The organism is Paraglaciecola sp. MB-3u-78 (assembly GCF_002835935.1).
Classification (GTDB): domain Bacteria; phylum Pseudomonadota; class Gammaproteobacteria; order Enterobacterales; family Alteromonadaceae; genus Paraglaciecola.
The window spans coordinates 199334-222912 of sequence record NZ_PJCF01000007.1 but is presented as its reverse complement, the minus strand read 5'-3'; the positions used below and the strand labels follow the sequence as shown (position 1 = coordinate 222912).

The 23579-nt window shown below is 40.8% G+C and carries 21 protein-coding genes and 1 other RNA gene; 6 read left to right on the top strand and 16 right to left on the bottom strand.

What is annotated here, in order from left to right:
* Nucleotides 1-322 precede the first annotated feature (322 nt).
* The gene (locus tag CXF95_RS19765) at nucleotides 323-1576 is read right to left on the bottom strand and encodes an integrase domain-containing protein (RefSeq protein WP_101200297.1); all 1254 of its coding nucleotides are present in this window, start codon (nucleotides 1574-1576) and stop codon (nucleotides 323-325) included.
* A gap of 186 nt (nucleotides 1577-1762) precedes the next feature.
* Nucleotides 1763-2119, bottom strand: a transfer-messenger RNA (tmRNA) gene (gene ssrA, locus CXF95_RS19760).
* A gap of 156 nt (nucleotides 2120-2275) precedes the next feature.
* On the opposite strand from ssrA, the gene CXF95_RS19755 reads away from it, so the two are divergent.
* Nucleotides 2276-3514 (top strand): NADH:flavin oxidoreductase/NADH oxidase family protein, encoded by a 1239-nt coding sequence (locus tag CXF95_RS19755; RefSeq protein WP_101200296.1) that lies wholly within the window; start codon nucleotides 2276-2278, stop codon nucleotides 3512-3514.
* A gap of 212 nt (nucleotides 3515-3726) precedes the next feature.
* On the opposite strand, the gene CXF95_RS19750 is transcribed toward CXF95_RS19755, so the two are convergent.
* On the bottom strand, nucleotides 3727-4449 hold the full coding sequence (locus CXF95_RS19750; protein ID WP_232787941.1) for a dimethylarginine dimethylaminohydrolase family protein: 723 nt from the start codon (nucleotides 4447-4449) through the stop codon (nucleotides 3727-3729).
* Between the two features lie 31 nt (nucleotides 4450-4480).
* Nucleotides 4481-4957, bottom strand: a complete 477-nt coding sequence (smpB, locus tag CXF95_RS19745; protein WP_101200294.1) for an SsrA-binding protein SmpB — start codon at nucleotides 4955-4957, stop codon at nucleotides 4481-4483.
* 133 nt (nucleotides 4958-5090) lie between these two features.
* On the opposite strand from smpB, the gene CXF95_RS19740 reads away from it, so the two are divergent.
* Together CXF95_RS19740 and CXF95_RS19735 are read left to right on the top strand one after the other, a co-directional pair.
* Complete coding sequence (locus CXF95_RS19740) at nucleotides 5091-5522, top strand: type II toxin-antitoxin system RatA family toxin (RefSeq protein ID WP_101200293.1); 432 nt, start codon at nucleotides 5091-5093, stop codon at nucleotides 5520-5522.
* A 23-nt stretch (nucleotides 5523-5545) separates the two neighbouring features.
* Nucleotides 5546-5905 (top strand): RnfH family protein, encoded by a 360-nt coding sequence (locus CXF95_RS19735; RefSeq protein WP_101200292.1) that lies wholly within the window; start codon nucleotides 5546-5548, stop codon nucleotides 5903-5905.
* Here the strand turns inward: CXF95_RS19735 and CXF95_RS19730 are convergent.
* Nucleotides 5894-6577 (bottom strand): DUF2461 domain-containing protein, encoded by a 684-nt coding sequence (locus CXF95_RS19730; RefSeq protein WP_101200291.1) that lies wholly within the window; start codon nucleotides 6575-6577, stop codon nucleotides 5894-5896. The two genes, CXF95_RS19735 and CXF95_RS19730, sit on opposite strands and share 12 nt — an antisense overlap.
* Nucleotides 6578-6601: 24 nt before the next feature.
* Complete coding sequence (locus tag CXF95_RS19725; RefSeq protein WP_101200290.1) at nucleotides 6602-7414, bottom strand: pyruvate, water dikinase regulatory protein; 813 nt, start codon at nucleotides 7412-7414, stop codon at nucleotides 6602-6604.
* Nucleotides 7415-7623: 209 nt separating this feature from the next.
* Between CXF95_RS19725 and ppsA the strand changes: the two genes are divergently transcribed.
* Nucleotides 7624-9999 (top strand): phosphoenolpyruvate synthase, encoded by a 2376-nt coding sequence (gene ppsA, locus CXF95_RS19720; protein WP_101200289.1) that lies wholly within the window; start codon nucleotides 7624-7626, stop codon nucleotides 9997-9999.
* A gap of 106 nt (nucleotides 10000-10105) precedes the next feature.
* On the opposite strand, the gene CXF95_RS19715 is transcribed toward ppsA, so the two are convergent.
* Nucleotides 10106-10327, bottom strand: a complete 222-nt coding sequence (locus tag CXF95_RS19715; RefSeq protein ID WP_101200288.1) for a tellurium resistance protein TerC — start codon at nucleotides 10325-10327, stop codon at nucleotides 10106-10108.
* Between the two features lie 202 nt (nucleotides 10328-10529).
* Between CXF95_RS19715 and CXF95_RS19710 the strand changes: the two genes are divergently transcribed.
* Nucleotides 10530-13559: an FAD-binding and (Fe-S)-binding domain-containing protein gene (locus tag CXF95_RS19710; protein ID WP_101200323.1), complete on the top strand. Its 3030-nt coding sequence runs from the start codon at nucleotides 10530-10532 to the stop codon at nucleotides 13557-13559.
* Nucleotides 13560-13632: 73 nt separating this feature from the next.
* Here CXF95_RS19710 and CXF95_RS19705 read toward each other — a convergent pair whose 3' ends face one another.
* The 9 genes from CXF95_RS19705 to CXF95_RS19665 all read right to left on the bottom strand — a co-directional run bounded on the left by CXF95_RS19705 (nucleotide 13633) and on the right by CXF95_RS19665 (nucleotide 22274).
* A complete protein-coding gene (locus tag CXF95_RS19705; RefSeq protein ID WP_101200287.1) occupies nucleotides 13633-14091 on the bottom strand; it encodes a GNAT family N-acetyltransferase in 459 nt (152 codons plus the stop codon).
* A 15-nt stretch (nucleotides 14092-14106) separates the two neighbouring features.
* On the bottom strand, nucleotides 14107-15264 hold the full coding sequence (locus CXF95_RS19700) for a cupin domain-containing protein (protein WP_101200286.1): 1158 nt from the start codon (nucleotides 15262-15264) through the stop codon (nucleotides 14107-14109).
* Nucleotides 15248-16498 (bottom strand): adenylate/guanylate cyclase domain-containing protein, encoded by a 1251-nt coding sequence (locus CXF95_RS19695; RefSeq protein WP_101200285.1) that lies wholly within the window; start codon nucleotides 16496-16498, stop codon nucleotides 15248-15250. The genes CXF95_RS19700 and CXF95_RS19695 overlap by 17 nt, the downstream gene beginning before the upstream one ends.
* A gap of 102 nt (nucleotides 16499-16600) precedes the next feature.
* On the bottom strand, nucleotides 16601-17983 hold the full coding sequence (gene purB, locus CXF95_RS19690; RefSeq protein ID WP_101200284.1) for an adenylosuccinate lyase: 1383 nt from the start codon (nucleotides 17981-17983) through the stop codon (nucleotides 16601-16603).
* 9 nt (nucleotides 17984-17992) lie between these two features.
* Nucleotides 17993-18640 (bottom strand): high frequency lysogenization protein HflD, encoded by a 648-nt coding sequence (gene hflD / locus CXF95_RS19685; protein ID WP_101200283.1) that lies wholly within the window; start codon nucleotides 18638-18640, stop codon nucleotides 17993-17995.
* Nucleotides 18640-19770 (bottom strand): tRNA 2-thiouridine(34) synthase MnmA, encoded by a 1131-nt coding sequence (mnmA, locus tag CXF95_RS19680; RefSeq protein WP_101200282.1) that lies wholly within the window; start codon nucleotides 19768-19770, stop codon nucleotides 18640-18642. Before mnmA ends, hflD begins: the two co-directional genes overlap by 1 nt.
* A 259-nt stretch (nucleotides 19771-20029) precedes the next feature.
* Nucleotides 20030-21349, bottom strand: a complete 1320-nt coding sequence (locus CXF95_RS19675; protein WP_101200281.1) for a type II toxin-antitoxin system HipA family toxin — start codon at nucleotides 21347-21349, stop codon at nucleotides 20030-20032.
* On the bottom strand, nucleotides 21343-21678 hold the full coding sequence (locus CXF95_RS19670) for a helix-turn-helix domain-containing protein (protein WP_101200280.1): 336 nt from the start codon (nucleotides 21676-21678) through the stop codon (nucleotides 21343-21345). Before CXF95_RS19670 ends, CXF95_RS19675 begins: the two co-directional genes overlap by 7 nt.
* Before the next feature lie 104 nt (nucleotides 21679-21782).
* The gene (locus CXF95_RS19665) at nucleotides 21783-22274 is read right to left on the bottom strand and encodes a GNAT family N-acetyltransferase (protein ID WP_255418943.1); all 492 of its coding nucleotides are present in this window, start codon (nucleotides 22272-22274) and stop codon (nucleotides 21783-21785) included.
* A gap of 360 nt (nucleotides 22275-22634) precedes the next feature.
* Here CXF95_RS19665 and CXF95_RS19655 point away from each other — a divergent pair, with 360 nt between their 5' ends.
* Nucleotides 22635-23387 carry an ABC transporter substrate-binding protein gene (locus CXF95_RS19655; protein WP_101200277.1) on the top strand — a complete coding sequence of 251 codons (753 nt, stop codon included), beginning with the start codon at nucleotides 22635-22637 and terminating at the stop codon, nucleotides 23385-23387.
* Nucleotides 23388-23579 lie beyond the last annotated feature (192 nt).

Genomic DNA, 23579 nt, shown 5'->3' with positions numbered 1-23579 from the left:
TCAGTCGATTCGTCGCCTTTAAACCTCTTATCAACAACAACCAAATACAACAAATAAGTTAAGGAACATCAAATTTGGTTTGGTGATCTATAGCTATGAGTGCTTTAGTGCTTTTAAATGTGACTTGTCACTGCTGGGCGAAAAAATACTCAAAAAAGCTTTGTGTGAATCAAGACGCTCAATTAGGCAAGAAGGAACTACCCTAGACTTGGTAAACCATCAAACGACTATACTGTCGTCATCGTTAACTCAATTTGAAAATGCTTGCGCAAATGAAAAGTAGCGCTGCTGCGAACCCATAACCAGAAAGCACCCTGTTTTATTACTGGTTAACTAATCTAAGTGTTTTAGTGGCATTGGCTAGGCTCATGTTGCCATTGGCCGCCTGCTCGATATGTTCAGACCACCATTGCATTAGCTTTCTTCTGCGCTCTATATACTCCGCACGATTGTAAGCTCGTCTAACTTCGTTCTTATCTACGTGGGCTAGGGCGCTTTCAATCACGTCTGGATCGAAGGCTTGTTCGTTTAATGTAGTGCTGGCTAATGCTCGCATTCCATGGGCTACAAGTTCTTTGTCAAACCCCATTCGTTTAAGCGCCATGTTGGCTGTTGAGCTGTTTGCATGTGAGCGAGGATTTCTATCTGCAGGGAAAACATATTCTCTATGTCCACTAATAGGCTTTATAAATTCTAATAGCTGGATAGATTGCTGAGTTAGTGGGACAACGTGATCACCATTGCCTTTTTTCTTCATATTTACGGCGGGAATAGTCCACACTTGTTTTTCAAAATCTATGTCTACCCACCTAGTTGTAGCTGCTTCGTTTGGCCTTACCATTGTATGCAACTGCCATTCAATCAGACAACGAGTGACTATTTTGATACTTGCGATGTTAAGTGTCTGCATCAATCTTGGTAGGTCGCTTGGCTTCAACGTTGGTAAGTGCTTTTTAGTTGGCGTTAAGAACGCTGCATTCATCTTTGAAAGTGGATTGATATGAATTACACCAGTGTTAACAGCAAAGTCCATTACCTCATTGATACGCTGACAGAGCCGCTTTACTTGTTCTGAATGACCTTTAGCTTGAACAGGTTTTAGTACTTCTATGACTTCTGCAGCCATTAGTTCGCTGATAGGACGATTACCAATCGCGGGCAAAACATGCTTTTCTAAAGAACCTTGTATTTTGTTTGCATGGTCTTGGCTAACTTTGGTCGATTTAACCACTATCCACTCCTGCATAACCTTTGCAAAACTATTGGAATAAGAGTTTAACGCAGCTCGTTTTGTTTGTTCCTTAAATGCCCGAGGATCAATATCCTTCGCCAACAACTCATGTGCTTTTGTTCGAAGCGTTCTTGCATCAGCTAACGATACTTTGGGGTAAATTCCAAAACTCATATCAACACGTTTAATTGTGAAGGGTAGCTTGTATCTAAATATCCAATCCTTTGTCCCACCAAAACGCACGCGCAAAGATAGCCCTTGACCATCAGTTAGAGTGTAATTTTTATCTTTTGGCTTTGCTCTGGCTATTTGAGAGTCAGATAGTGGTTTTGCTACTCTTGGCATCTTGGTGGTACAAATCGTTTGGTTAATAGGCGTGTACCACTAAATGTACCACTAAATGTACCACTATTATTCCGACTGTCAATGAACGCTATCGAACGGAAAACTGTTTAAAAGGCATAAAAAAACCCTCCAAGCCTTGTTTTAAGAGGCCTGGAGGGTCTTTCCGATTCTTAACGAATCTCGAGTTGGTGGAGCTGGCGGGACTCGAACCCGCGTCCAGAACACGTCAACCATCGGTACTACATGCTTATTTTGTCTTTTATTTAACTAATTTGAACTCCGACAAACAGGATTTCTCATAGCGGGCCTAATACTATTTCGCGGTTCACCCTTAGACAAGGTTCCCTCGCTATCCTGCTGGGATGACCTTCCGAACCTCTACTAGCAGAAAGAGTATGAGTGGAAGGGCACTGCCGGTTATTAAGCGGCTAGTGCGTAGTTTTCGTCGTTTGCGACTATTTTGATGCGGCTTTTATAGAGGCAAACCGCTCCTCTGCATGCACCTAAAGCTTCTAGAGTCCTGTCGAATCCAAAATCAGCCCCAAGTTGTTGGTTGCAAACTACCAACATTTGTATTCTAGCATAGGCCGGTTAGCTGTGAATACAATGTTTGGGAAAATGTTGTTACAAACCTTGTGTGTACAGTCACTAGCCCAATATATTGGCTACAAATTATGCAGAATTAGTTGATACATCAATATGATACCTTCAATTTTTACCCCATTTACTTTACCCAATGGTCAAGTACTGAAAAATCGCTTGGTCAAAGCGGCTATGGAAGAAAATTTAGCGACTTCTGAACATTTACCAGGAACGGAACTTAAACGTTTATACAAGGCTTGGGCTGACGGTGGAGTAGGGCTGATTATTACCGGTAATGTGATGATTGATCACTTGGCGATGACAGGTCCTGGCGGTGTGGTATTAGAACAGGATACTGACTTAACCCCTTTTAGTGAATGGGCAAAACTGTCAAAAACTAATGCCACTAAAATATGGATGCAGGTCAACCATCCTGGACGGCAAGTGTTTAAGAAAATGGGTGGTAAGGTGCTGTCTCCTTCTGATGTGGCGTTGAATATGGGTAAACATTCGTCGTTGTTTTCCCCTCCTAAACCAATGGATGAGTCGGAAATTCAAGATGTTATTCAACGATTTACTACAACAGCTGTTCGGGCTGAGCAGGCGGGCTTTGATGGAGTGGAAATACATGCGGCCCATGGTTATTTGCTGTCCCAATTTTTATCCCCCTTGACTAATAAACGAAATGATCAATGGGGAGGTAGCCTTGAAAATCGGGCGCGTTTGTTGATTGAAGTAGTGAAGTCGGTTAATGAGGCCTGTGGTGAGGGGGTTGCTATTGCAGTGAAACTTAATTCAGCTGACTTTCAACGTGGCGGTTTTGATATAGAAGATGCTGAACAAGTAGTAAAAATGCTCGGTGAGTTGAATATTGATTTAGTGGAATTATCTGGAGGTTGTTACGAAGCACCTGCTATGCAGGGTCGCAGTGCAGATGATAGAACGCTCGCTAGAGAAGCCTATTTCTTAGAGTTTGCCAGTAAGATTGCCAAATATGTATCTGTACCCATTATGACCACAGGTGGCATTTGCCGTTATGAAGTGGCCAAAAAAGTCGTTGATAGTGGAGTGGAATTGGTGGGAATGGCCAGTTCTCTGGCATTTACACCAGATTTAGTCAATCAATGGCAAAATAATACAACCGTTCTTGGACATATACCTGTGGTTAATTGGAAAGACAAAACGCTGAGTGGTTTAGCCACAATGGCGATGGTTAAACAACAATTACGTCGGATTGGAGCGGGTAAGTTACCTAAATTATCGGCGTCGCCGTTATGGGCTTTAATTACTGATCAAGTACGTGGAGTAAAATTGACTAAGCGTTATAAAAAACAACATGAAAATGAAATTTTATAATTAGCGTTGATCAAGCAAAGCCTCTTGCGTGCCTTGGGCTTTGTTTGTCTTTACTAGCGTGTAGTGCGATAAATGCGGTAAGTAAGCCGTTTAGACTTGAGTTATGTCAACGGCTGCCCACTTCTTTAGGTTACACTAAACACTATCTACATCTAAGAAGATGAAGGGTGTCACTTACACCTTTTTGGATCTTTATGAGTTGGGCGCTGCAATCAAAAACGCAGCGATAAACAGCTTAATCCACCGTCTAATTTTTGAAACTCCGACATTGATACCTCTATGGTTGGGTAACCCAATTGCTGGATGGCTTTTAGGGCATTTGGAAAACCTTTAGGTACTAAAATGGTGCCGTTTATCCATACACTATTGGCGGCATAACTTTCTTCTTTAGCAATTTCAATACGCTTAAAGTGATTGAAAATAGGGTGGTTGTGCATCTCACCAAAGGTCAGTAAATTGTTGTTTTCTAAATAACTGACGCCTGTCTTTAAATGTAGTAATTCTGACATCTCGACCATTGACCCAGTCAAGTTGTACTTGCCAAGTATATCGATCAGTTGCTCCGCACCTTGAGCATTTGTACGGGCGGATAAGCCGATATAAAAATGATCTTTTACCATCATGATATCCCCAGCTTCAACAGTTCCGGGTAGATTGATATGCTCAAGGCTAGGATAAAATTGTTCCACAGCTTTGACTATATGTTGCACTTCTCCACGGCGACTTGGTGCACCTGGATGGGTAAGAATGGCGCACTTTGGTGTCAACAAGGCAACATCTTCAACAAAACACGAGTCAGGATAACTTTCTAATGGCGGTAGAACGGTCACCTGCAAACCACACTCCTCAAGGGCAGCAATATATCCTTGATGTTGCTCCCATGCCAAGTCGTAGTTTGGTAAACCCATATTGGCTTCAGTAAGGCCTGCTGACATGGATTTACATGGTGTTCTAACTATGGCTTTGCTAAACACTGTGTTTCATCATGCGTTCTTTATCACGAGCCCAATCTCGGTCTTTAACTGCGTCTCGTTTATCATGTTCGTGTTTACCTTTACCTAAGTAGACTTCGACTTTTACCCAGTTTTTCTTCCAATACATGGCTGTGGCGATAATCGAATAACCTTGGCGTTCAACTGAGCCGATCAATTTGTCTAACTCTCGTTTTTTGAGTAACAGTTTACGCTTACGTGTAGGCTCACATACTACGTGACTAGACGCTTGGTTTAGGGGTTGAATAGTTGAACCAATTAGAAAGGCTTCACCTTTTTCTATGGCGACGTAACTTTCTGCAATATTAACTTTACCAGAGCGAATGCTTTTCACTTCCCAACCTTGCAAGGACATACCACATTCGAGTTTGTCTTCAAGATTGTATTCGTGACGAGCTTTTTTATTAAGCGCGATGGTGTTATCTGTTGATTTTGACTTCTTTTTATTCATGGGTAGTATTATAAAGATTGTATGAAGTGGTACAACAAAAAATCCAAACTATTCAAAAACTAATGGATCGTCACACCCTAAATGACTTATGTTATCCGATAATACTTAAAGCTTTACCAATTTTGGAGAATAAATGGCCAATGTATGTCGCAGCGCTTTGGTTGGCTTTAGCGCTGAATCCATGTTTGATTTAATTAATGATGTAGAACTGTATCCAGAATTTATCCCAGGATGTGCTGAAACCAAAATATTGCAGCAAGATAATGACAATATGCGAGCATCACTGCTTATTTCAAAGGCAGGCGTTAAGCAATGGTTTACCACTCACAACACTTTAAAGCGTGGCGAGTTTATCCATATGAACTTAGTTGATGGCCCTTTTTCACGACTCACCGGTGGCTGGACAATTAAGTCTCTCAGCGATACAGGCTGTAAAATAGAGTTAAATTTAGATTTTGCATTTTCGAGTAAAATCATCGAAATGGCTTTTGGGCGGGTTTTTAACTCGATTGCTGCTAATATGGTGGTCGCTTTTACTGAGCGCGCAAAACAGGTTTACGGCTAAAGGCTAGAGGTTACTTAGAGCATATGACAGACCAACAAATATCCCTTGAGGTGGTGTATGGTACCCCCGAAAAACAAGCGTTGCTTGAAGTGGTGGTTGAACAAGGTACAACAGTTGAACAAGCTATTTTGGCTTCGGGCATCGTAAAACGTTTTCCAGAGATTAACCTTGAGATTTTAAAAGTTGGCATTTGGAACCGCACTTGTAAATTGACCGACCTACCCAAAAAGGGCGACAGAATTGAAATCTATCGCCCACTAATTGCCGACCCTAAAGAAGCAAGACGACGCAGAGCAGAAAAGGCCATAGAAGAAGGTCGTGCGAATAAAACTACTGGTGGTAGAGCAAAAGCCAAAACTCCAACGAATACATCAGAATCTTAGTCCTAAGGCCTCGCAAATAAACTTTTGAAATGGCTGGGCACGTCCAAAACGACTGGCCACCATTTTACAAAAGTCTGGTTGATACAAATCACTTTCTTGTAACGGGCATAGAGCAATAAAATCTTTGCGCTTTATTTCTTCGATTAATGGATGGTCTTTGTCATAACCTTTTGGGGGCCTGATTAGCTTAGTGCCTCCAAGTTGGTAAAATTCGGTAAAGGGTTCATGCTCTATCGCATCTAAATAAGGACCAGGCTTGGTCACAATATGATCTCTAATAGCAGCCAATGAATCTCTATCCGGTTGCCAAGTGCCTACCCCTAAAAAAATCTCGTCCGCCGCAATATGTAAATAGAAACCTGGAGCGTGAACATCTTTGCCCACCTCATGACGAAACTGAATGCCCACATTAGTTTTGTAAGGTGATTTGTTTTTTGAGAATCTAACGTCTCGATAGATACGCATCAGCGAACCACCGACTTTTTTAGCGCTAGCTTCATAGTGGGGCGAGATAAGTGGGATCCACTGTTCCATTTGTTCTATAAAAGCCAAGGCAGGCGTGCGAACGTGGTCTTCATATTGTTGTTTATGGTCATTGAACCATTCCCGGTCATTATTGGCCTGTAGATTTTTTAAAAACGTTATTAATGATGGTTCAAAATGGTTGAACATAAAACTTTTCCTTAGAACTTAGGTTTAATATTTCTTACGTTGTAAACCAGTTTGAGCTAATATTTTGGCTGAAATCTCTTCAATTGAAAATCGAGTGCTGTTCAGAAACGGAATTTTCTCTTTGCGGTATAAATTTTCTACTTCACGTAATTCCATGCGACATTGCTGTAACGATGCATATTTACTATTGGCCCGTCGCTCTGAGCGAATTTGGTGTAATCGGTCTGCTTGGATGGTCAGTCCAAATAATTTGTCCTTAAAGCCACGTAAAGGCGCAGGTAAACGTAAAATGTCACCCATATCATCTTCGGTAAAAGGGTAGTTTGCTGCTTTAATACCATATTGCAGCGCTAGATAAAGGCTAGTAGGGGTTTTACCCGACCGAGATACACCCACTAAAATGATATCAGCCTCGTGATAGTCTTTTAAGTTTGACCCATCATCATTGGCTAAGGCATAGTTTACGGCTTCAATTCGAATATCATAGGTTTTTTCATGAATACTATGAGTGCGATGTTTTTCTGGCTTAGATGGCACACCTAACACTTTTTCCAATGGCGCCACAAACTGGTCCAGAAAGTTGTAATTAATCCCCACTGATTTTGAAACGATTTTGCGCACTTCGATATTAACTATGGTGTAAAACACTAAAGGTCTCTGACCGTCATCTTGAAAACTTTCAGATATTTTTCGAACTACGTCTTTTGCTTGATCTGCGGTTTCGACGAAGGGAACAGTGATGTGTTTGAACTCAATCGTAAACAGGGAGAGCAATGCGTGTCCAAACACCTCTGCAGTAATGGCCGTTCCATCTGAAATATAATAGGCTGATCTCAAAACATTTCCTTAACATTGTTGTAATTTAATTACGAAAAATAATTAAATTTTACTTTCATGATAACAACATTCTAAAATCCCCTTAATAATTATTAAGTAGTTATAAGGATGTCGTTTTTTATTCTGTTTTTTAACAGTCTATTTAAGGTGATTATCCTAAAGTAACATGATACTAAAGTAACCAAACCAACATTTTGGAGAAAGTAAGAATGCAAGAACATGTTTTGTGGTACCAACAACTAGGTATGGGAGATGTTGCAGTCGTTGGCGGCAAAAACGCGTCCTTGGGCGAGATGATTTCAAATTTAGCAAATGCAGGGGTGCAAGTGCCTGGAGGATTTGCGACCACAGCTCATGCATTTAATTTATTTCTAGAACAAAGTGGCTTAGAAGCCCGTATTCATAGTTTGCTAGACGAATTAGATGTTGAAGATATTGCTGCACTAGGAAAAGCAGGCGAAACTATTCGTAATTGGATTATCGACACGCCTTTTTTACCAGAGCTAGAAAGCGCCATACGTACTGCATTTAAAACCTTGCAAGGTGAGGCAGGTGATGAGGCATCGTTTGCAGTTCGCTCTTCAGCCACAGCAGAGGACATGCCAGATGCTTCTTTTGCGGGTCAACAAGAAACTTTTTTAAACGTTAAAGGTTACGACTCAGTCATGGTCGCAATCAAACATGTATTCGCTTCACTGTTTAACGACAGAGCCATTTCTTATCGAGTACATCAGGGTTACGACCATAAAGGGGTAGCTTTATCTGCCGGTATTCAACGAATGGTGCGCAGCGACTGCTCAGCCTCAGGCGTAATGTTTTCCATTGATACTGAGTCTGGTTTTGAAGACGTTGTTTTTATTACGTCATCTTATGGCCTAGGTGAAATGGTAGTGCAAGGCGCCGTAAACCCAGACGAATTTTATGTACACAAGCCTACTTTGGCAAAAGGTTTCCCTGCCGTAGTGCGCAGAAATCTTGGCAGCAAACTCACCAAAATGATTTATTCAGAGGCACTTGAGCACGGTAAACAAGTGGAGATTGTTGATATTGATTCCCCAGACAGTCGTCAATTTTCACTCAATGATGATGAAATAATGGAGCTGGCCAAGCAGGCCGTTATTATTGAGAAACATTACCAACGCCCAATGGATATTGAATGGGCCAAAGATGGCATAGACGGCAAACTTTACATAGTACAAGCTCGTCCCGAGACGGTACGCAGCCGTGAAGATATGCAAGTGATTGAACGCTTTATGCTTAAAGGCAAGGCCAAAGTAGTGTGTGAAGGGCGAGCCATTGGCCACAAGATTGGCGCTGGCGTAGCAAAAGTCCTCAAAGGTGTGGAAGAAATGGACAAGATCCAACCGGGAGATGTGTTAGTGACTGATATGACTGACCCCGACTGGGAACCGATCATGAAAAAAGCGTCGGCTATTGTGACAAACCGCGGTGGCCGAACTTGTCATGCGGCTATCATTGCCAGAGAGTTAGGTATTCCTGCCGTTGTAGGGTGTGGCAATGCTACCGCTTCAATTGAAAATGGTGACAAGATCACTGTTTCTTGTGCAGAAGGCGACACGGGGTTTATCTACGGTGATGTATTGGACTTTGATGTGGTGACATCACGGATAGACTCTATGCCAGATATTCCGCTCAAAGTGATGATGAATGTAGGTAACCCTGACAGAGCCTTTGATTTTGCGCGTTTACCGCACGCTGGCGTTGGTTTGGCGCGACTTGAATTTATTATTAATCGCATGATTGGTGTACATCCCAAAGCGTTAATTGATTTTGATAATCAACCCGATGAATTGAAAGTAGAGATTAACGACATGATAGCGGGCTATGCTTCGCCAGTAGAGTTCTACATCGAAAAATTAGTTGAAGGTATCTCAACCATAGCCTCGGCGTTTTCTCCTGAAAAAGTCATAGTGCGTATGTCTGACTTTAAGTCCAATGAATACTTTAATCTGGTTGGCGGTTATCAATACGAACCCGATGAAGAAAACCCGATGCTGGGTTTCCGTGGTGCCAGTCGTTATATTTCAGCTGACTTTCGTGAATGTTTTGCGTTGGAATGTGAGGCGATAAAACGGGTGCGTAATAAAATGGACTTAACCAATGTTGAGGTCATGATCCCCTTTGTCCGCACCCTAGAAGAAGGTGCAAAGGTATTGGAGTTGCTTGCTGAAGAAGGATTAGTACAAGGCGAAAATGGCCTGCGCGTTATTATGATGTGTGAACTCCCTTCGAATGCACTTTTGGCAGACCAATTCCTGGATATGTTTGATGGTTTCTCAATTGGTTCTAACGATTTGACCCAGCTAACGCTTGGCTTAGACCGAGATTCTGGGTTGATCGCTCATTTATTTGATGAGCGTAATCCAGCGGTTAAGGCATTGTTGTCGATGGCCATTCAAGCCGCTAAGAAGCGCGGTAAATACGTCGGCATTTGTGGTCAAGGCCCATCTGATCATGAAGATTTGGCGCAGTGGTTGGTCGAGCAAGGTATAGATAGTGTGTCACTGAACCCCGATACAGTCGTCGAAACCTGGTTATATCTTGGTGAGAAACACCCAAAGTAAAGTAGAGTACGAGATCTAAAAAGCCCCTAACGTGTTAACGAAAGCGGCTTTTTTAATGCTTAGAATAAAATGAAATGTTTAGATTTAAATAAAAAGTGCGATAGTTTTAACGTCTCAGTTTTCTATCTAAAATGATTTTATCTAATTTTCGAGCCGACTTTGACATGATGTTTTGACAAGTGCGCAACCAATCTCTTGCTTTAGGCACATCATAACTGAGCATTAAAAGCCCTAATAATAAAACAAATATTGAACCAGGTAGAATAAAAAACACTACGCCAAATAAGGCCAGTAAGCCACCCAATGCGAGACGTAATTTTTTCTTCATGTTTGTCACCTAATGTTTTGAAAGTGGCTCACTAATGAAATGAGTATATCAGCTCATTTATAACTGAAAGTTTTCATATGTTACAAACTATTTGTATCATATGAAAAATCAATAGGGCTAATGTCAAAGTGATATAGAGCAGGGATGATCATTTTAGGTATAATCATCGTTCTATTTATATATTAATTACTGAATGCTCCCTATGTTGCCAGCGTTAGACCCTCAAGCTCTTATTGAAAGTAACTATCAGGACTTTTTGACAGACTTGTCCAAATCCACTTTTTCTGGTGATATTGAATACAGTTATGGCAGTCGCTTAGCTGTGTCTACCGATAATTCTATTTATCAGAAGTTACCTCAAGCTGTTGTTTTTCCTAAGAGTATTGAAGATTTATCGTTAATTGGTAAAACCGCTAATCCTTATGTAGACGTGAAGTTTTCTGCAAGAGGTGGTGGCACGGGCACTAATGGACAATCACTTACCAGCGGCATTATTGTGGATGTTTCCCGCCACATGAATCAAGTTTTGGAAGTGAATGTTGAGCAAAGTTGGGCGAGAGTTCAGGCTGGTGTGGTCAAAGATCAGTTAAACGATGTATTAAAACCATTGGGATTCTTTTTTGCACCTGACTTGTCCACCAGTAATAGGGCAACTGTTGGTGGCATGATCAGTAACGACGCATCAGGGCAGGGCTCCTTGGTGTATGGTAAAACCAGTGATCATATATTGGCTCTCACATCAGTGATGGCTGATGGCACGGTTTTAAATACGGCTCCGATGACGCTAGATGATGCTAAAAAACTTAGCCAGAAATATACGCCTATAGCAAAAATAACCCAGCAGTTACTTGATACCTGTTTGGGTAAACGCCAACAAATTTTAGATAAGTTTCCTCGTTTAAACCGGTTTTTAACGGGTTATGATTTAGAACACCCATTAAATGAAGAGTTAACAACATTAGATATTAGCCGCGTGATTACTGGCTCTGAAGGCTCCCTTGTTTTTGTGGCTGAGGCGAAAATAAACATTACCCCCATTGCTACTTTTAAAGCTTTAGTCAATGTTAAGTACAACTCCTTTGAATCAGCCCTAAGACATGCTCCCAGTATGGTTGCGGCTAATGCTACCTCGGTAGAAACGGTTGACAGTAACGTGCTTAACTTGGCCAAGCAGGATATTATTTGGCATTCAGTCGACAGTTTGATTACCGAGGTTGAGGGGAAAACGGTACTAGGCCTTAATATGGTTGAGTACAACAGTAATGATCAAGCTGATATCGAACAAAAAATTGCGACCTTGAGTGCTAAATTAGATACAGCAGAGAATTTAGGGGTTATTGGTTATCAAGTTACCTATGACAGTCTAGATATTCAAAAAATTTACGCTATGCGAAAAAAATCAGTCGGTATATTGGGCAAAACAAAAGGATCAAAAAAACCTATCGCTTTTGTTGAGGATACGGCTGTACCCCCTGAAAATTTAGCTGATTTTATTATGGAATTCCGTGCTTTATTAGACGGCCATGGTTTGAAATACGGTATGTTTGGACATGTAGATGCAGGGGTACTACATGTGCGTCCCGCTTTGGATATGTGCGACCCTGAACAAGAAAGCTTGGTGCCGGAAATTTCAGATCAAGTGGTGGCATTAGTGGCTAAATATGGCGGATTATTGTGGGGTGAACATGGCAGAGGCTATCGCAGTGAATATGGACCACAGTTTTTTGGTAAAGAGTTATTTGCAGAGCTGAGAAAAATAAAAACGGTATTTGACCCTCACAATAAAATGAATCCTGGAAAAATCTGTACACCATTAGAGTCACCAGACTCTTTAGTGACAGTGGCGGATCAAAAGCGTGGTGAATTTGACCGGCAAATTCCTATCGACGTTAGAACCTCCTTTGAGCCGGTTATGAGCTGTAACGGTAATGGTTTATGTTTTAATTACGATACTACCTCACCTATGTGCCCCTCTTTTAAAATTACCGGTGATAGACGTCACAGCCCAAAAGGTAGGGCAGGCATGGTGCGTGAATGGCTGAGGTTATTGTCAAATCAAAACATTGATGTCAATGCATTGGAACACAACGAAGATCCCCCTAGTTGGTTTGAACGCTTCAGAAACAGCACTGACAAAAAAGTTGAGAATGACTTTTCCCACGAAGTGCTAGCAGTGATGGATGGGTGTTTAGCCTGTAAAGCTTGTTCTAGCCAATGCCCCGTTAGTGTGGATGTGCCCGGATTTAGATCGCGCTTTTTAAGTATGTATTACCAACGTTATATGCGCCCGGCCAAAGACCACTTGGTTGGCAATATTGAAAAAATGGCGCCTTTGATGGCCAAAGCACCTGGGTTTATTAACTTTTTCTTACGCCAAGGTTGGGTGAATACCGCTATTCGTAAAACGATAGGGTATATCGATACACCTATTTTATCCCAGCCCACCCTAGATCAAAGACTAAATGGTCACCCCGCAATGCAATTTGATTTAGTGGCATTGCAGCAGTTAAGCCCAGTTCAGTTAGCAAAAAAAGTCTGTATTGTGCAAGACCCCTTTACTAGCTTTTATGATGCACAAGTAGTGGAGTCTTTGGTGACTTTAATAACTAAACTAGGTTACGAACCTGTGTTATTACCTTTTATGCCAAACGGTAAACCGCAACATGTAAAAGGCTTTTTGAAGGAGTTTGCTAAAACGGCTAAAACTGCGGCAGATTTTTTGAATCAGTTAGATGATTTGGCCTTGCCAATGATAGGAGTCGATCCTTCTATGGTGCTTTGTTATCGGGATGAATATGCCAAGACACTAGGCGCGAAACGTGGTGAATTTAAAGTTCAGCTAGTACACGAGTGGTTGTTGCAACTTGAACTGCCAAACGTCAGCCAAAGTAAAAATCAAGGCAAAACCCTAAACTATGCACTGTTTGGCCACTGCAGCGAAAAAACGGCTTTGCCTACCAGTGAAAAACAATGGCAACTGATTTTCCAACAAACAGGTTTAACGTTATCTGCGGTATCTGTCGGGTGTTGTGGTATGGCGGGGACCTTTGGTCACGAAGCAAGCCATATAGAGGAATCTACAGGCATTTATCAATTAAGCTGGCAACAAGCTGTCAGTCAATATCAGCCACAACAAATAGTCGCTACTGGTTATTCATGTCGGAGTCAGGTGGCCAGATTCGAGAATTTTAAACCTAAACACCCTTTACAGGTATTAGCCGAGTCATTGTAAGTCAGTTCTAGATTTTGATGGAAAATCCATAAGGGAAAATTAGGTGAAACGTCAAGTTTCACCTAATTTTTTTCTAATGGGTAAGCTCTACTCTTTCGAGGTTAAAGTGATTGAGGTTGCATGACAAATTTTGTCTCGCTACACCTGCATCCATAAATACCTTGCCCACTGGGCGGAATCCTTGTTGTTGGTAATAGTTAACACCTTCCAACGCACATTGTATTAAGACATCTGGTATACCATGCTCTCTAGCAATATTAAGTAATGCATTAAAGAGTGCTTGATATACTTCTGGACCTCTAAACTCAGGCTCAACCGCTATGCGACCTATTTCTCCCTGGGGAGTGATACGGCCCGTGGCTATATCTTGATTGTGGTCGTCCACCACTAACACATGAAATGCAATGCTATCTTGGTGATCAAACTCAGACTCCGTGGGAATACGCCATTGGCATACAAATACTTTCTCTCGAATTTTTTTGAGAGTGTGACGTTCGTTGTCCCAATCGACGCTTTTTGCAAAAAACGCCATATGCTCGCTCCTCGTTTATTCAGGGTACCAATACCCTGAATTGACCATTGTAGTGACTAACTGAGTGAAAAATATACTACTTTGGTCTAAGGTATTATTTTCTAGGTAAAAAACGGGACGATTAAGAAAGTTTAAAACTAACTCTTTGTCATTTAATGGAACTGAAAATACCTCACCTTGAATATAAAACATAAAATCTTCAATCTTTTCAATATTAGAGAGTGGTTGCTCAAGAAAAACCGCTTTAATTGCTGGACATCGAACAAATGGCACGCCTGCTTTCAGTTTGCCAACAATATCTTGATGACTGAAAATTTGTATGTCCTGCTCGTCAAACTCTTGTTTTTCACCGCTTTGACTTAAAAACTGAGCAGCCCAATTAGAAAACTGCTCGGTTTCTAGAAGTTGTTGCAGCATGTGCTTAAATCTTGTGACTTCTTGTTGTTTTATTTCACCGCTGAATTCACGAGGAGCGAGTTCTTTATCTGTGTAACGTTGGTTAAATAAGTTGTTATCGATAGCAAAGTCAGCAAGTGAAGACAGCATGTCTTGTTGGGAAGGTGCGCGGAATCCTACTGAGTAGTTTAAGCATTCTTCCAATGCTACTCCGTTGTGGGGATGATTGGCTGGGATATAGATGATATCCCCAGGCTGTAAAACTTGGTCAATAACGGGTTCAAAGCCAGAAATTTGTGCTAAATCTTTATGGGGATTGATTTTGTTAAAATTCCCGGGTAAGCCTACTTGCCAGCGTCTAGAACCTTTGCCTTGAATGATAAATACATCGTATTGGTCGAGGTGAGAGCCTACACCGGCATCTTTATTGGAAAAACTCACCATAAGGTCGTCCATTCGCCAATGGGGAATAAAGTCGAAGGCACGCATGAGTTGGTCTGCTTCGGGAACAAAATGGTCTACTGACTGAACCAGTAGGCTCCATGCACCTAAACAGTGTGCGTTAACATCTTCAAAAGGCCCGTGACTTACCTGCCATGTGTTAGCTGTTTGGCTCACTATTCTTGAGTCAACGGATGGCTCTTGGCTTAAGCCAGCTAAATCGTGTTCATCTAGGGGATCAATAAAGTTATCGAAACCTTGTTTGATCACCAGTGGTTTTTTTTGCCAATATTGGTTAATGAATTGTTGTTTATCAAAGTTATTTAGAGAGTACATATGTTTCCGAATTATTTTTTCTGCTGACTAACCAATAGGTATTTATCCACCCAAGACCTTTTACCTCAATTGAGCCTCGTTTATCAAACTGAAAGCAGTTTTTGGTGATTTCGTAAGTTGATTCAGTGACTTGAATTTTATTACTCAAACCGTGACTTTCCATACGTGATGCTAAGTTAACAGCCTCACCCCAAAGATCGTAGCTGAATTTACTTTTTCCAATGATTCCAGCAATCACTTCGCCGCAACCTATACCTATGCGTAGACCCGTGTTTAAATGGTGCTTTTTACAAATATCTTTAAATGCATCCTGCATGTCTAAGGCGCAGTGACAACATTTAACGGCATGGGAAGCACTAATAATAGGTAACCCTCCAGCCACCATGTAGCCGTCACCACTGGTTTTAATTTTTTCTAATCCGTATTTTTGGGTAATGCTATCAAATGCACAAAACACTTCATTTAAAAGGCTAACAAGCTGTCGTGGCGAGAGGTTTTTACACAAGGGAGTAAAATCTTGAATGTCGGCAAATAGAATACTAACTTGTTCAAAGTAGTCAGCTATTAGATTGGATGATTTTTTTAGCCGTTGGGCAATGTTGGCGGGTAAAATATTTAACAGCAACCTTTCTGAACGTTCACGCTCTGAGGACAGCTTTTGCCAATTACGATTAATGTTTCTTCGAATATGATAGCTGCAAAGTAAACAGGATAGGGCAAATGAAATACTGCAACTGATTTTAACTATCTGTTGATGGAAGCTCAGAGTATTGACGGATGAATAGTAAAACCAAACTTCGAAACCAACAAATAGTAAAAAATATGACAGGGTAATTAAAAACATTAAACCACTTTCCGTTTCCTTAAATAAAAAGGGACAGATGACAACTGCGAGTAAAAAAAAGTACTGAATGTTTAAGTTTTCTTGTCGTATTAGGCAAGATATTAATATGTATGTGGCAAAAACGGTGACCAAAAATAGCTTGCTAATTAAATAAGCTTTAAGACGATTAAAAACAGGTACTAGGGTCAACAATGATACAGATATGATGATCAGTAGTAATTCTTGATAGCCAGATTGTGCCACAAAATATAGGACGATTGGTACGTGCAGGGCTGATACAGAAATACATAATAAAGCAATAATGTTAGTGATGCGGATCGGGTTGAAATTTTCTGAAGACCCTTTATTTATTCCTGACCAAACCCAAGTTTGTAAGATCGACTTTAACATTTTTAAATCCCTTTAAAAATCGGAGTGAAGACTAAGTGTAGTTCACCCCGACAATTTTCGGGTAGGAATTTAGGCTAATGTAGTTTAGATGGCGGCGCTCTTTTATCTTTCTAACTGTTCAACAAACTCAATAGCACGACCAATGTAATTAGCCGGAGTGAGTGTTTTAAGTTGTGCTTTGGCGTTGTCGGGCAAAGCTAAGGTGTCTATAAAGTCAGCCATAATTTGTTGGTTTATTTTTTTGCCTCGCGTTAACTCTTTGAGTTTTTCATAAGGCTTTTCAATACCATAACGACGCATCACTGTTTGTACTGGCTCGGCCAATAATTCCCAGTTGTTATCTAGTTCATTCAGCAGACTCTGTTCATTGACTTCAAGTTTACTGATCCCTTTTAGAGAAGACTGATAAGCAATGATCGAATACCCTACACCGACACCTAAATTTCTGAGTACGGTTGAATCAGTTAAATCTCGTTGCCATCTCGAAACCGGTAGTTTACTCGCGAGATGTCCAAACATAGCGTTGGCTAAGCCTAAATTACCTTCTGAGTTTTCAAAATCGATAGGGTTAACTTTGTGAGGCATGGTAGAGGAACCAATTTCGCCAGCAATGGTTTTTTGTTTGAAGTGACCTAGAGCAATATAACCCCATGCATCGCGATCAAAATCTAGCAAAATAGTATTAAAGCGAGCAATCGCATCAAATAATTCGGCTATGTAATCATGTGGTTCTATTTGAGTGGTATACGCATTCAAAGTGATACCTAGGCTATTCACAAACTCTTCTGCAAAGGTATGCCAATCCAAATCAGGGTATGCGCTAAGGTGAGCGTTGTAGTTCCCTACAGCGCCATTTATCTTGCCTAATATTTGTACTTGTGCAATTTGATCACGTTGGCGTTGCAAACGGATCATCACATTGGCCATTTCTTTACCCATAGTCGTGGGAGAAGCTGGTTGTCCGTGGGTACGCGCCATCATAGGCACTGATTTTAATTCTATGGCTAAACGTTTAAGCTCTAAAACCAATTTATCGCAGTAAGGTAAAATTACTGCATTTCTGGCTTCAGTTAACATCAATGCATGAGATAGATTGTTGATGTCTTCTGATGTACATGCAAAGTGAATAAACTCATTCACGGCCTGAAGCTCAGCGTTGCCAGACACTTTTTCTTTCAAAAAGTATTCGACGGCTTTCACGTCGTGATTAGTGGTGCTCTCGATATCTTTAATCCGCTGGGCATCGGCTTCAGAAAAATCACTTACAATATTATCTAAAAATGTGTTGGCCTGTGAACTGAGTGCCGGGACTTCTTGAATATCTTCGGTTGCCGCTAATTTTTGTAGCCAACGGACTTCAACAATGACGCGGTATTTTAGCAAACCAAATTCGCTGAAAATGTGTCTTAACTCAACTGTTTTGCTCCCGTAACGCCCGTCTACTGGAGAAACTGCTGTGAGTGCAGATAGTGCAGATAAGTTCATGAAATGTTCCTAATTTGGTGTGCTAATGTTGTTTAAAGTCTGTTGTGCGCTATCTAATATTTGTTGGCGACTAAATAATATATGTCGGCGTTTACCACCCAGTTGTCGCCATAAAACAGCCGCGCGCACGCCGGCTAATAATATAGCTCGCACACGGTGCTGATTATCAGGGCGTTTCAATTTTTCTGGATCTCCAGCTACTTGGATTTTTCTAGCGACTGGGCTCACCACATCAGTATAAATACTGGCTAAGTTACTCAACATTTGACTGTCGGATATATCTAAATGCAGCTGTTGCCTTTGAATATTTGAAATACGTTCACCTAGCAGTGCCATAGTCTTTTTACTTGAACTGAGTTTTCGCTCTATAGATAACAAATTGGCAATATAACGTGTGACTTCTACGTCTTTGTTAGTTGATTGATTGCTAAGCTGAGACAGTATGGTTTGATAACCCAAAGCTAAGTGATTGACATCACCAAATACTTGTTCGGTATTGTCGGAAGTAGTAATGGCAATGCTATTGAGCGATGTCGTTAAAGCTTGACTATCATATTCATTACTACGGGCTATTTGTTTCACTAACGCTGCCGCTTGACACAAACCTGCTAAGGCGATGTTGCTCTCATGAAATCGACGATGATTATTAGTACTCATTAACGGATATAATTCTCAATTATGCCACCACCCAAACACATCTTGTTTTGGTAAAAAACAGCAGACTGACCTGGGGTAACGGCTTTTTGTGGTTCATCAAATTCAACCAATAGACTACCATCAGTATTGGGTGTTATTTGGCAAGGAATATCTTGTTGGCGATACCGGGTTTTTACCGAACATTTTATGGCTTGTTCAGGGCCTTTGCGATCAACCCAATGCAATTGATTTGCTAACAGTCCAGTTGAGTAGAGGCGAGGGTGATTGGCACCTTGGCCTACAATCAGCACATTACGCTGAATATCTTTATCTACAACATACCAAGGCTCTTCGCCGTACTCTTTCATACCACCAATCAACAGACCTTTACGCTGCCCTAATGTGTGGTACATCAGACCTTCATGTTTGCCGATGATTTTACCTTCAGCGGTTTCAATTTCTCCCGGTTGTGCAGGTAAATATTGCGCCAAAAAGTCTTTGAATTTGCGCTCACCGATAAAACAAATGCCGGTGCTGTCTTTTTTATCGTGAGTCACTAAACCCTGCTCTAAGGCTATTTCTCGTACCTTGGGTTTTTCTAAATGACCAATAGGGAAAAGTGTCTGAGCGATATGTTGCTCACCTAAGGTATATAAAAAGTAACTTTGATCCTTGTTGTCATCCAAACCACGCAACATCTGCCAATTGCCAGTGGCGTTGGAGCACTGCACATAATGGCCTGTCGCAATATAATCTGCGCTTAATTCTTCAGCTGCAAATTCCAGAAAGGCTTTAAATTTGATTTCTTTGTTGCACATAATGTCAGGATTAGGGGTACGACCTGCTTTGTACTCAGCCAAGAAGTACTCAAATACGTTATCCCAATACTCAGCCGCAAAGTTAATTGTGTGTAGGGTGATCCCCAACTTATCTGATACAGACTGGGCATCTTTTAAGTCTTCTGCTGCAGCACAATACTCATCATTGTCGTCTTCTTCCCAGTTTTTCATAAACAGGCCTTCCACTTGGTAGCCTTGCTGCTTGAGAAGATAAGCTGAAACAGAAGAATCCACACCTCCAGACATCCCTACCACCACTTTTATTTGGCTGTTGTCTTGAGTGTCATTGTTGCTTTGGGAAGTTGTTGTCATAAATTTTGAATGTGAAAATTAGAGGCTAAAAAATGGGCAGGAAGTTTAGCAGTTTTTTTGTGGGAAATCATCTGCTTAATCATCGGATTTAGGTATATGAAAGTCTTTGTTTGAAGGTGATAATTGGCGAACATACATGCGAGGGTAGGTCAAAAGCATCGGCGAAGCCGACAACCGATTTAGTGGCTCCGCCACAGCTGTTCTGCCTTTAAAGCTTCAGAATAATCCACTGATCCCATCGATTACTGTTAATTCCAAACTACAAAGAAAGCCTTAGGTTATGGCTTACTTCTTTTATCAGTGTGTTCGGTACATCTTGTTCTAAGGCCAGTTTATCCCAGTGTGATACCGCTTCTATGGTTTGATTTAAAACATCATCTATATTTCGTTTGCTAAAAATAGGGCTTAGTTTTTCAAAACTATAGAAATCATTTCTTGTGAAGTTGTCTTGTTTACCATTTAGAGTCATCCAATGTTTACTTACCCAATGGCTGTCGGGTTTGTAGCTATAGGCTAGATCATAAGCTGGGGCGAGTTGCCATTTATTATCTGTATCTAATAAAAAACCAAAATTTTTGCTGTGATCATCATGATTGCGTGCAATAACGTTAAATACCATGCGTTTGAATAACTGCATCGCATCGTCTGGACTCAAGCTCAGCTTTCTAGCTGTGCTAAATAGTTCAGCATAAGAGTACGAACCAACTTGTTTGTAGCTTACGTGCTCAAGAGCGTTCAGGGTTTGTACGTGTACTTTTTCATTGCCGATACGATCAAATCTTTCGGTAATAAAATGTCTTCGTTTGCCCTCATTAAGTAGACGGCATGGCATCATATGGATACCGCACTCTTTAGCTAATAAGTGGTAGGTATACTCCATCGCGCCATAACCCATAGGGTCGCCAAAGGTCTCTTTATTTTTATTGTGTTCGCTGACGCCGTCAAATTTCATGAGATAGTGCGTAAAGCCATTTGGTGCATCAGTTTGACCTGAACGTACTTGGCTGAAATCGTTGTTGAAGGCAAGAACAGCTTTCGGCCTTGCTCCACCTGCGCTCATACCAACTGACAGTAGAGACATCATTTCTTCTTGCTTTTCTTGCCCGTCATTGTTCAGTTTAACGTTAAATTGTTGACGTTTATCTAACACCTCTTGGGCGATAGAAATAAGTGACTCGATGTGTATTGGCTGAGAAGCATTAAGATTTTTTCTTTTTGTCGCTGGTGAATAGGTTAAGGCCCCCATCCCCCGCATGCCAGTGTACTGAAGTCTTTGTAAAGGAGTGATATCCCTTGTTGATTTACCTAGACTGGCTATCCATGCATTCATCACAGCATTACCAAAATCATCCGGCAGTGAATCAGCAATAAGTCCAGGTAGCCCTTTGAAAGTTACCTGATCTATCTGGGGAAAGGAGTAAATCTTTTTAGCTAAAGGCATTTTTAGTGGCGATAATTCAATACCTGTTTTGATAAAGCTCGGGAAATACTCAAACGCTCCCATTTGGGTCTCTGTGTTATAGCTAACCGCGCCTACGTCGTATTCTTTGTATCTAACCTTTACTACCTCGGTTACCATTTTGCGGTGTCCTTAGTTTGGGCGCTGTTTTTGGAGCTGCTAGTGGCTCTTTTGCGTTCTTTACCTTGCAGTTCAATGAGCTGAACGGGAGAGATTTTCTGTTTTGGTATAAATGAATTTAGCTGCTCTGACATTTTAAGGGCTATGAGAATAGCAATCATTGATTCAAGTGTTGATTTGCCTTTCTCACCATTAGTCACAGCTTTGAGAGATACCCCCGCTTTTTTAGCTAAAGCTTTTTGGGTGAGATTAGCGTTCAGCCGAGCGGTTTTAATTCTAGCGCCTAATTCGCCTGCAATGGCATTAGCCGTCAAATGATCGAAATCCATAATAAGCCTTAAAAGATGTTTTGTGTTGCATATGCATGATTATGCTCCTTTAAGGGAGTATTGCATGACGCACTCAAATAATCAAATTAAGCCATTAGCATCCTTTAAAGTATGTTTAAAGTCTTAAATAACCAATTGGGCTCCCTAAAGGGATTCTTAGCTATGTTGTTCCATTCTGATGCGAGTAGGCCATAGTCGTATTGATCAGTCCATTCAACCCCTAGCAAATAGTGCTCTTTAAAAATGGCTTCTCTTTTAAATCCCTGTTTCTCCATTACGCGATATGAACCAGTATTTCTAGGATCACATTTGGCTAGCAGCTTAAAGAAGCCTAGGTCTTTAAATAATAAATCCACAAGCAGTTTTAAAGCTTCTATAGACACGCCTCGACCCGCTGCGGTTTGGTTAATACGATAGCCAATCTCGGCTCTTTGGTTATGCCAATCCTCTACTCTAAAAACTATTTCACCAATAACAGTGTCATCACCGGTCAGACAAATCACAAAACCATTCCACTGTCCTTCTGTGAATCGCCATGGTTTGCATAGCCCATCGATGATCCTTAATGTATCATCGTCATTCTCTGGTGGTCTAATATATTTAGAATTTTTCAGGATCTTGTCTATAAACTTTAATAGCTACAAAATCAGACATCCTAGCGGTTCGTAGATAAATGTTTTGGCCAGTTAATTTTGTGGGGACCAGCTCAGAGTTTTCTTCTACATTCATAACAATTTTCTTATGTTTTTTAATAGGAGGGAATATACATATTGTAAATTTTAGAGATTTAGCATCACATAAACTGAGTTTCATTTGAAGGTTTACTGAAACAAAATGAGATATTAAATACCTAGAGCAAAAGAATCGGTTTCGGCACTGCGTTTTCGAATCTAAAATTTATTAAATGAGTTTCTAGTAATGTTTATTCTACTGCGCACTCAAAAACAGGGGTTATTATGCAATTTACAATAAACTCATTGGTATTATTTTTATGTCTTAGCGCTTCTTTATGCCCTTTCGCAAGGGAAAGTATAGAGACTAATTTATTGGCAGTCGCCAATGACAATCGCCTACTTCAATATTTTGAAAACGGTGAGAGTAAAGGTCCTTCCATTGAGATCCTTCAAGCCATTTTAAAAGAAGCACAACTCGATGCCAAAATTGAGTTTATGCCCTGGGTACGTGCTTTTGCAACCGCGAGCAATAATCCTAATACCTTGATTTTAAGTATGATAAAAACACCTGAACGGCAAGATGATTTTCATTGGCTTATAAAGGTCAGTAATTTAACAAGAGTATTTATCTCTTTAACAAGCAAGCCAGAAAATTATGTCGATAATATGAAGCAAGCTAAGCAAAAATTGATCGCTATAGTGAAAGACTCTGCAGGATACAATGAGCTCACCTCACATGGCTTCTCAGAGCAAAAAAACCTGTATGTCGTCTCTGAGGGGAAACTAGAGGTTACTTTACTAGAAAATGGTCGAGTCGACTTAGTGTATGGCGATCCTGTTAATATTAAGAACGTCTTAAATAAAAGAGGAAGATCAGACGTCGCTATTAGCTACAAAGAAATAGTCCCAGAAAACCAACGCAGTAGCTATATAGCTATTAGTAAAACAACAGACATCAAAATAGTGAATCGCTTACAACATGCCGCCCGCAAATTTGAAAAAACCGCTGAATACGCACAACTCCTTATCAAATGAGACGTTTTGAATAAGTATTATTCAATAATCATACACAGGTGCATGGACATCCAAGAAGGACGTTTGGAACGACCCAATAAAGCCCCACATAACAATGTGAACTGATAACCCACTCACGAATTACATCGAATTATCATGACTCGAATCCTAATTCAGGAGGAACTGTTAACCCGTATAACAGGCAAAAAAAAG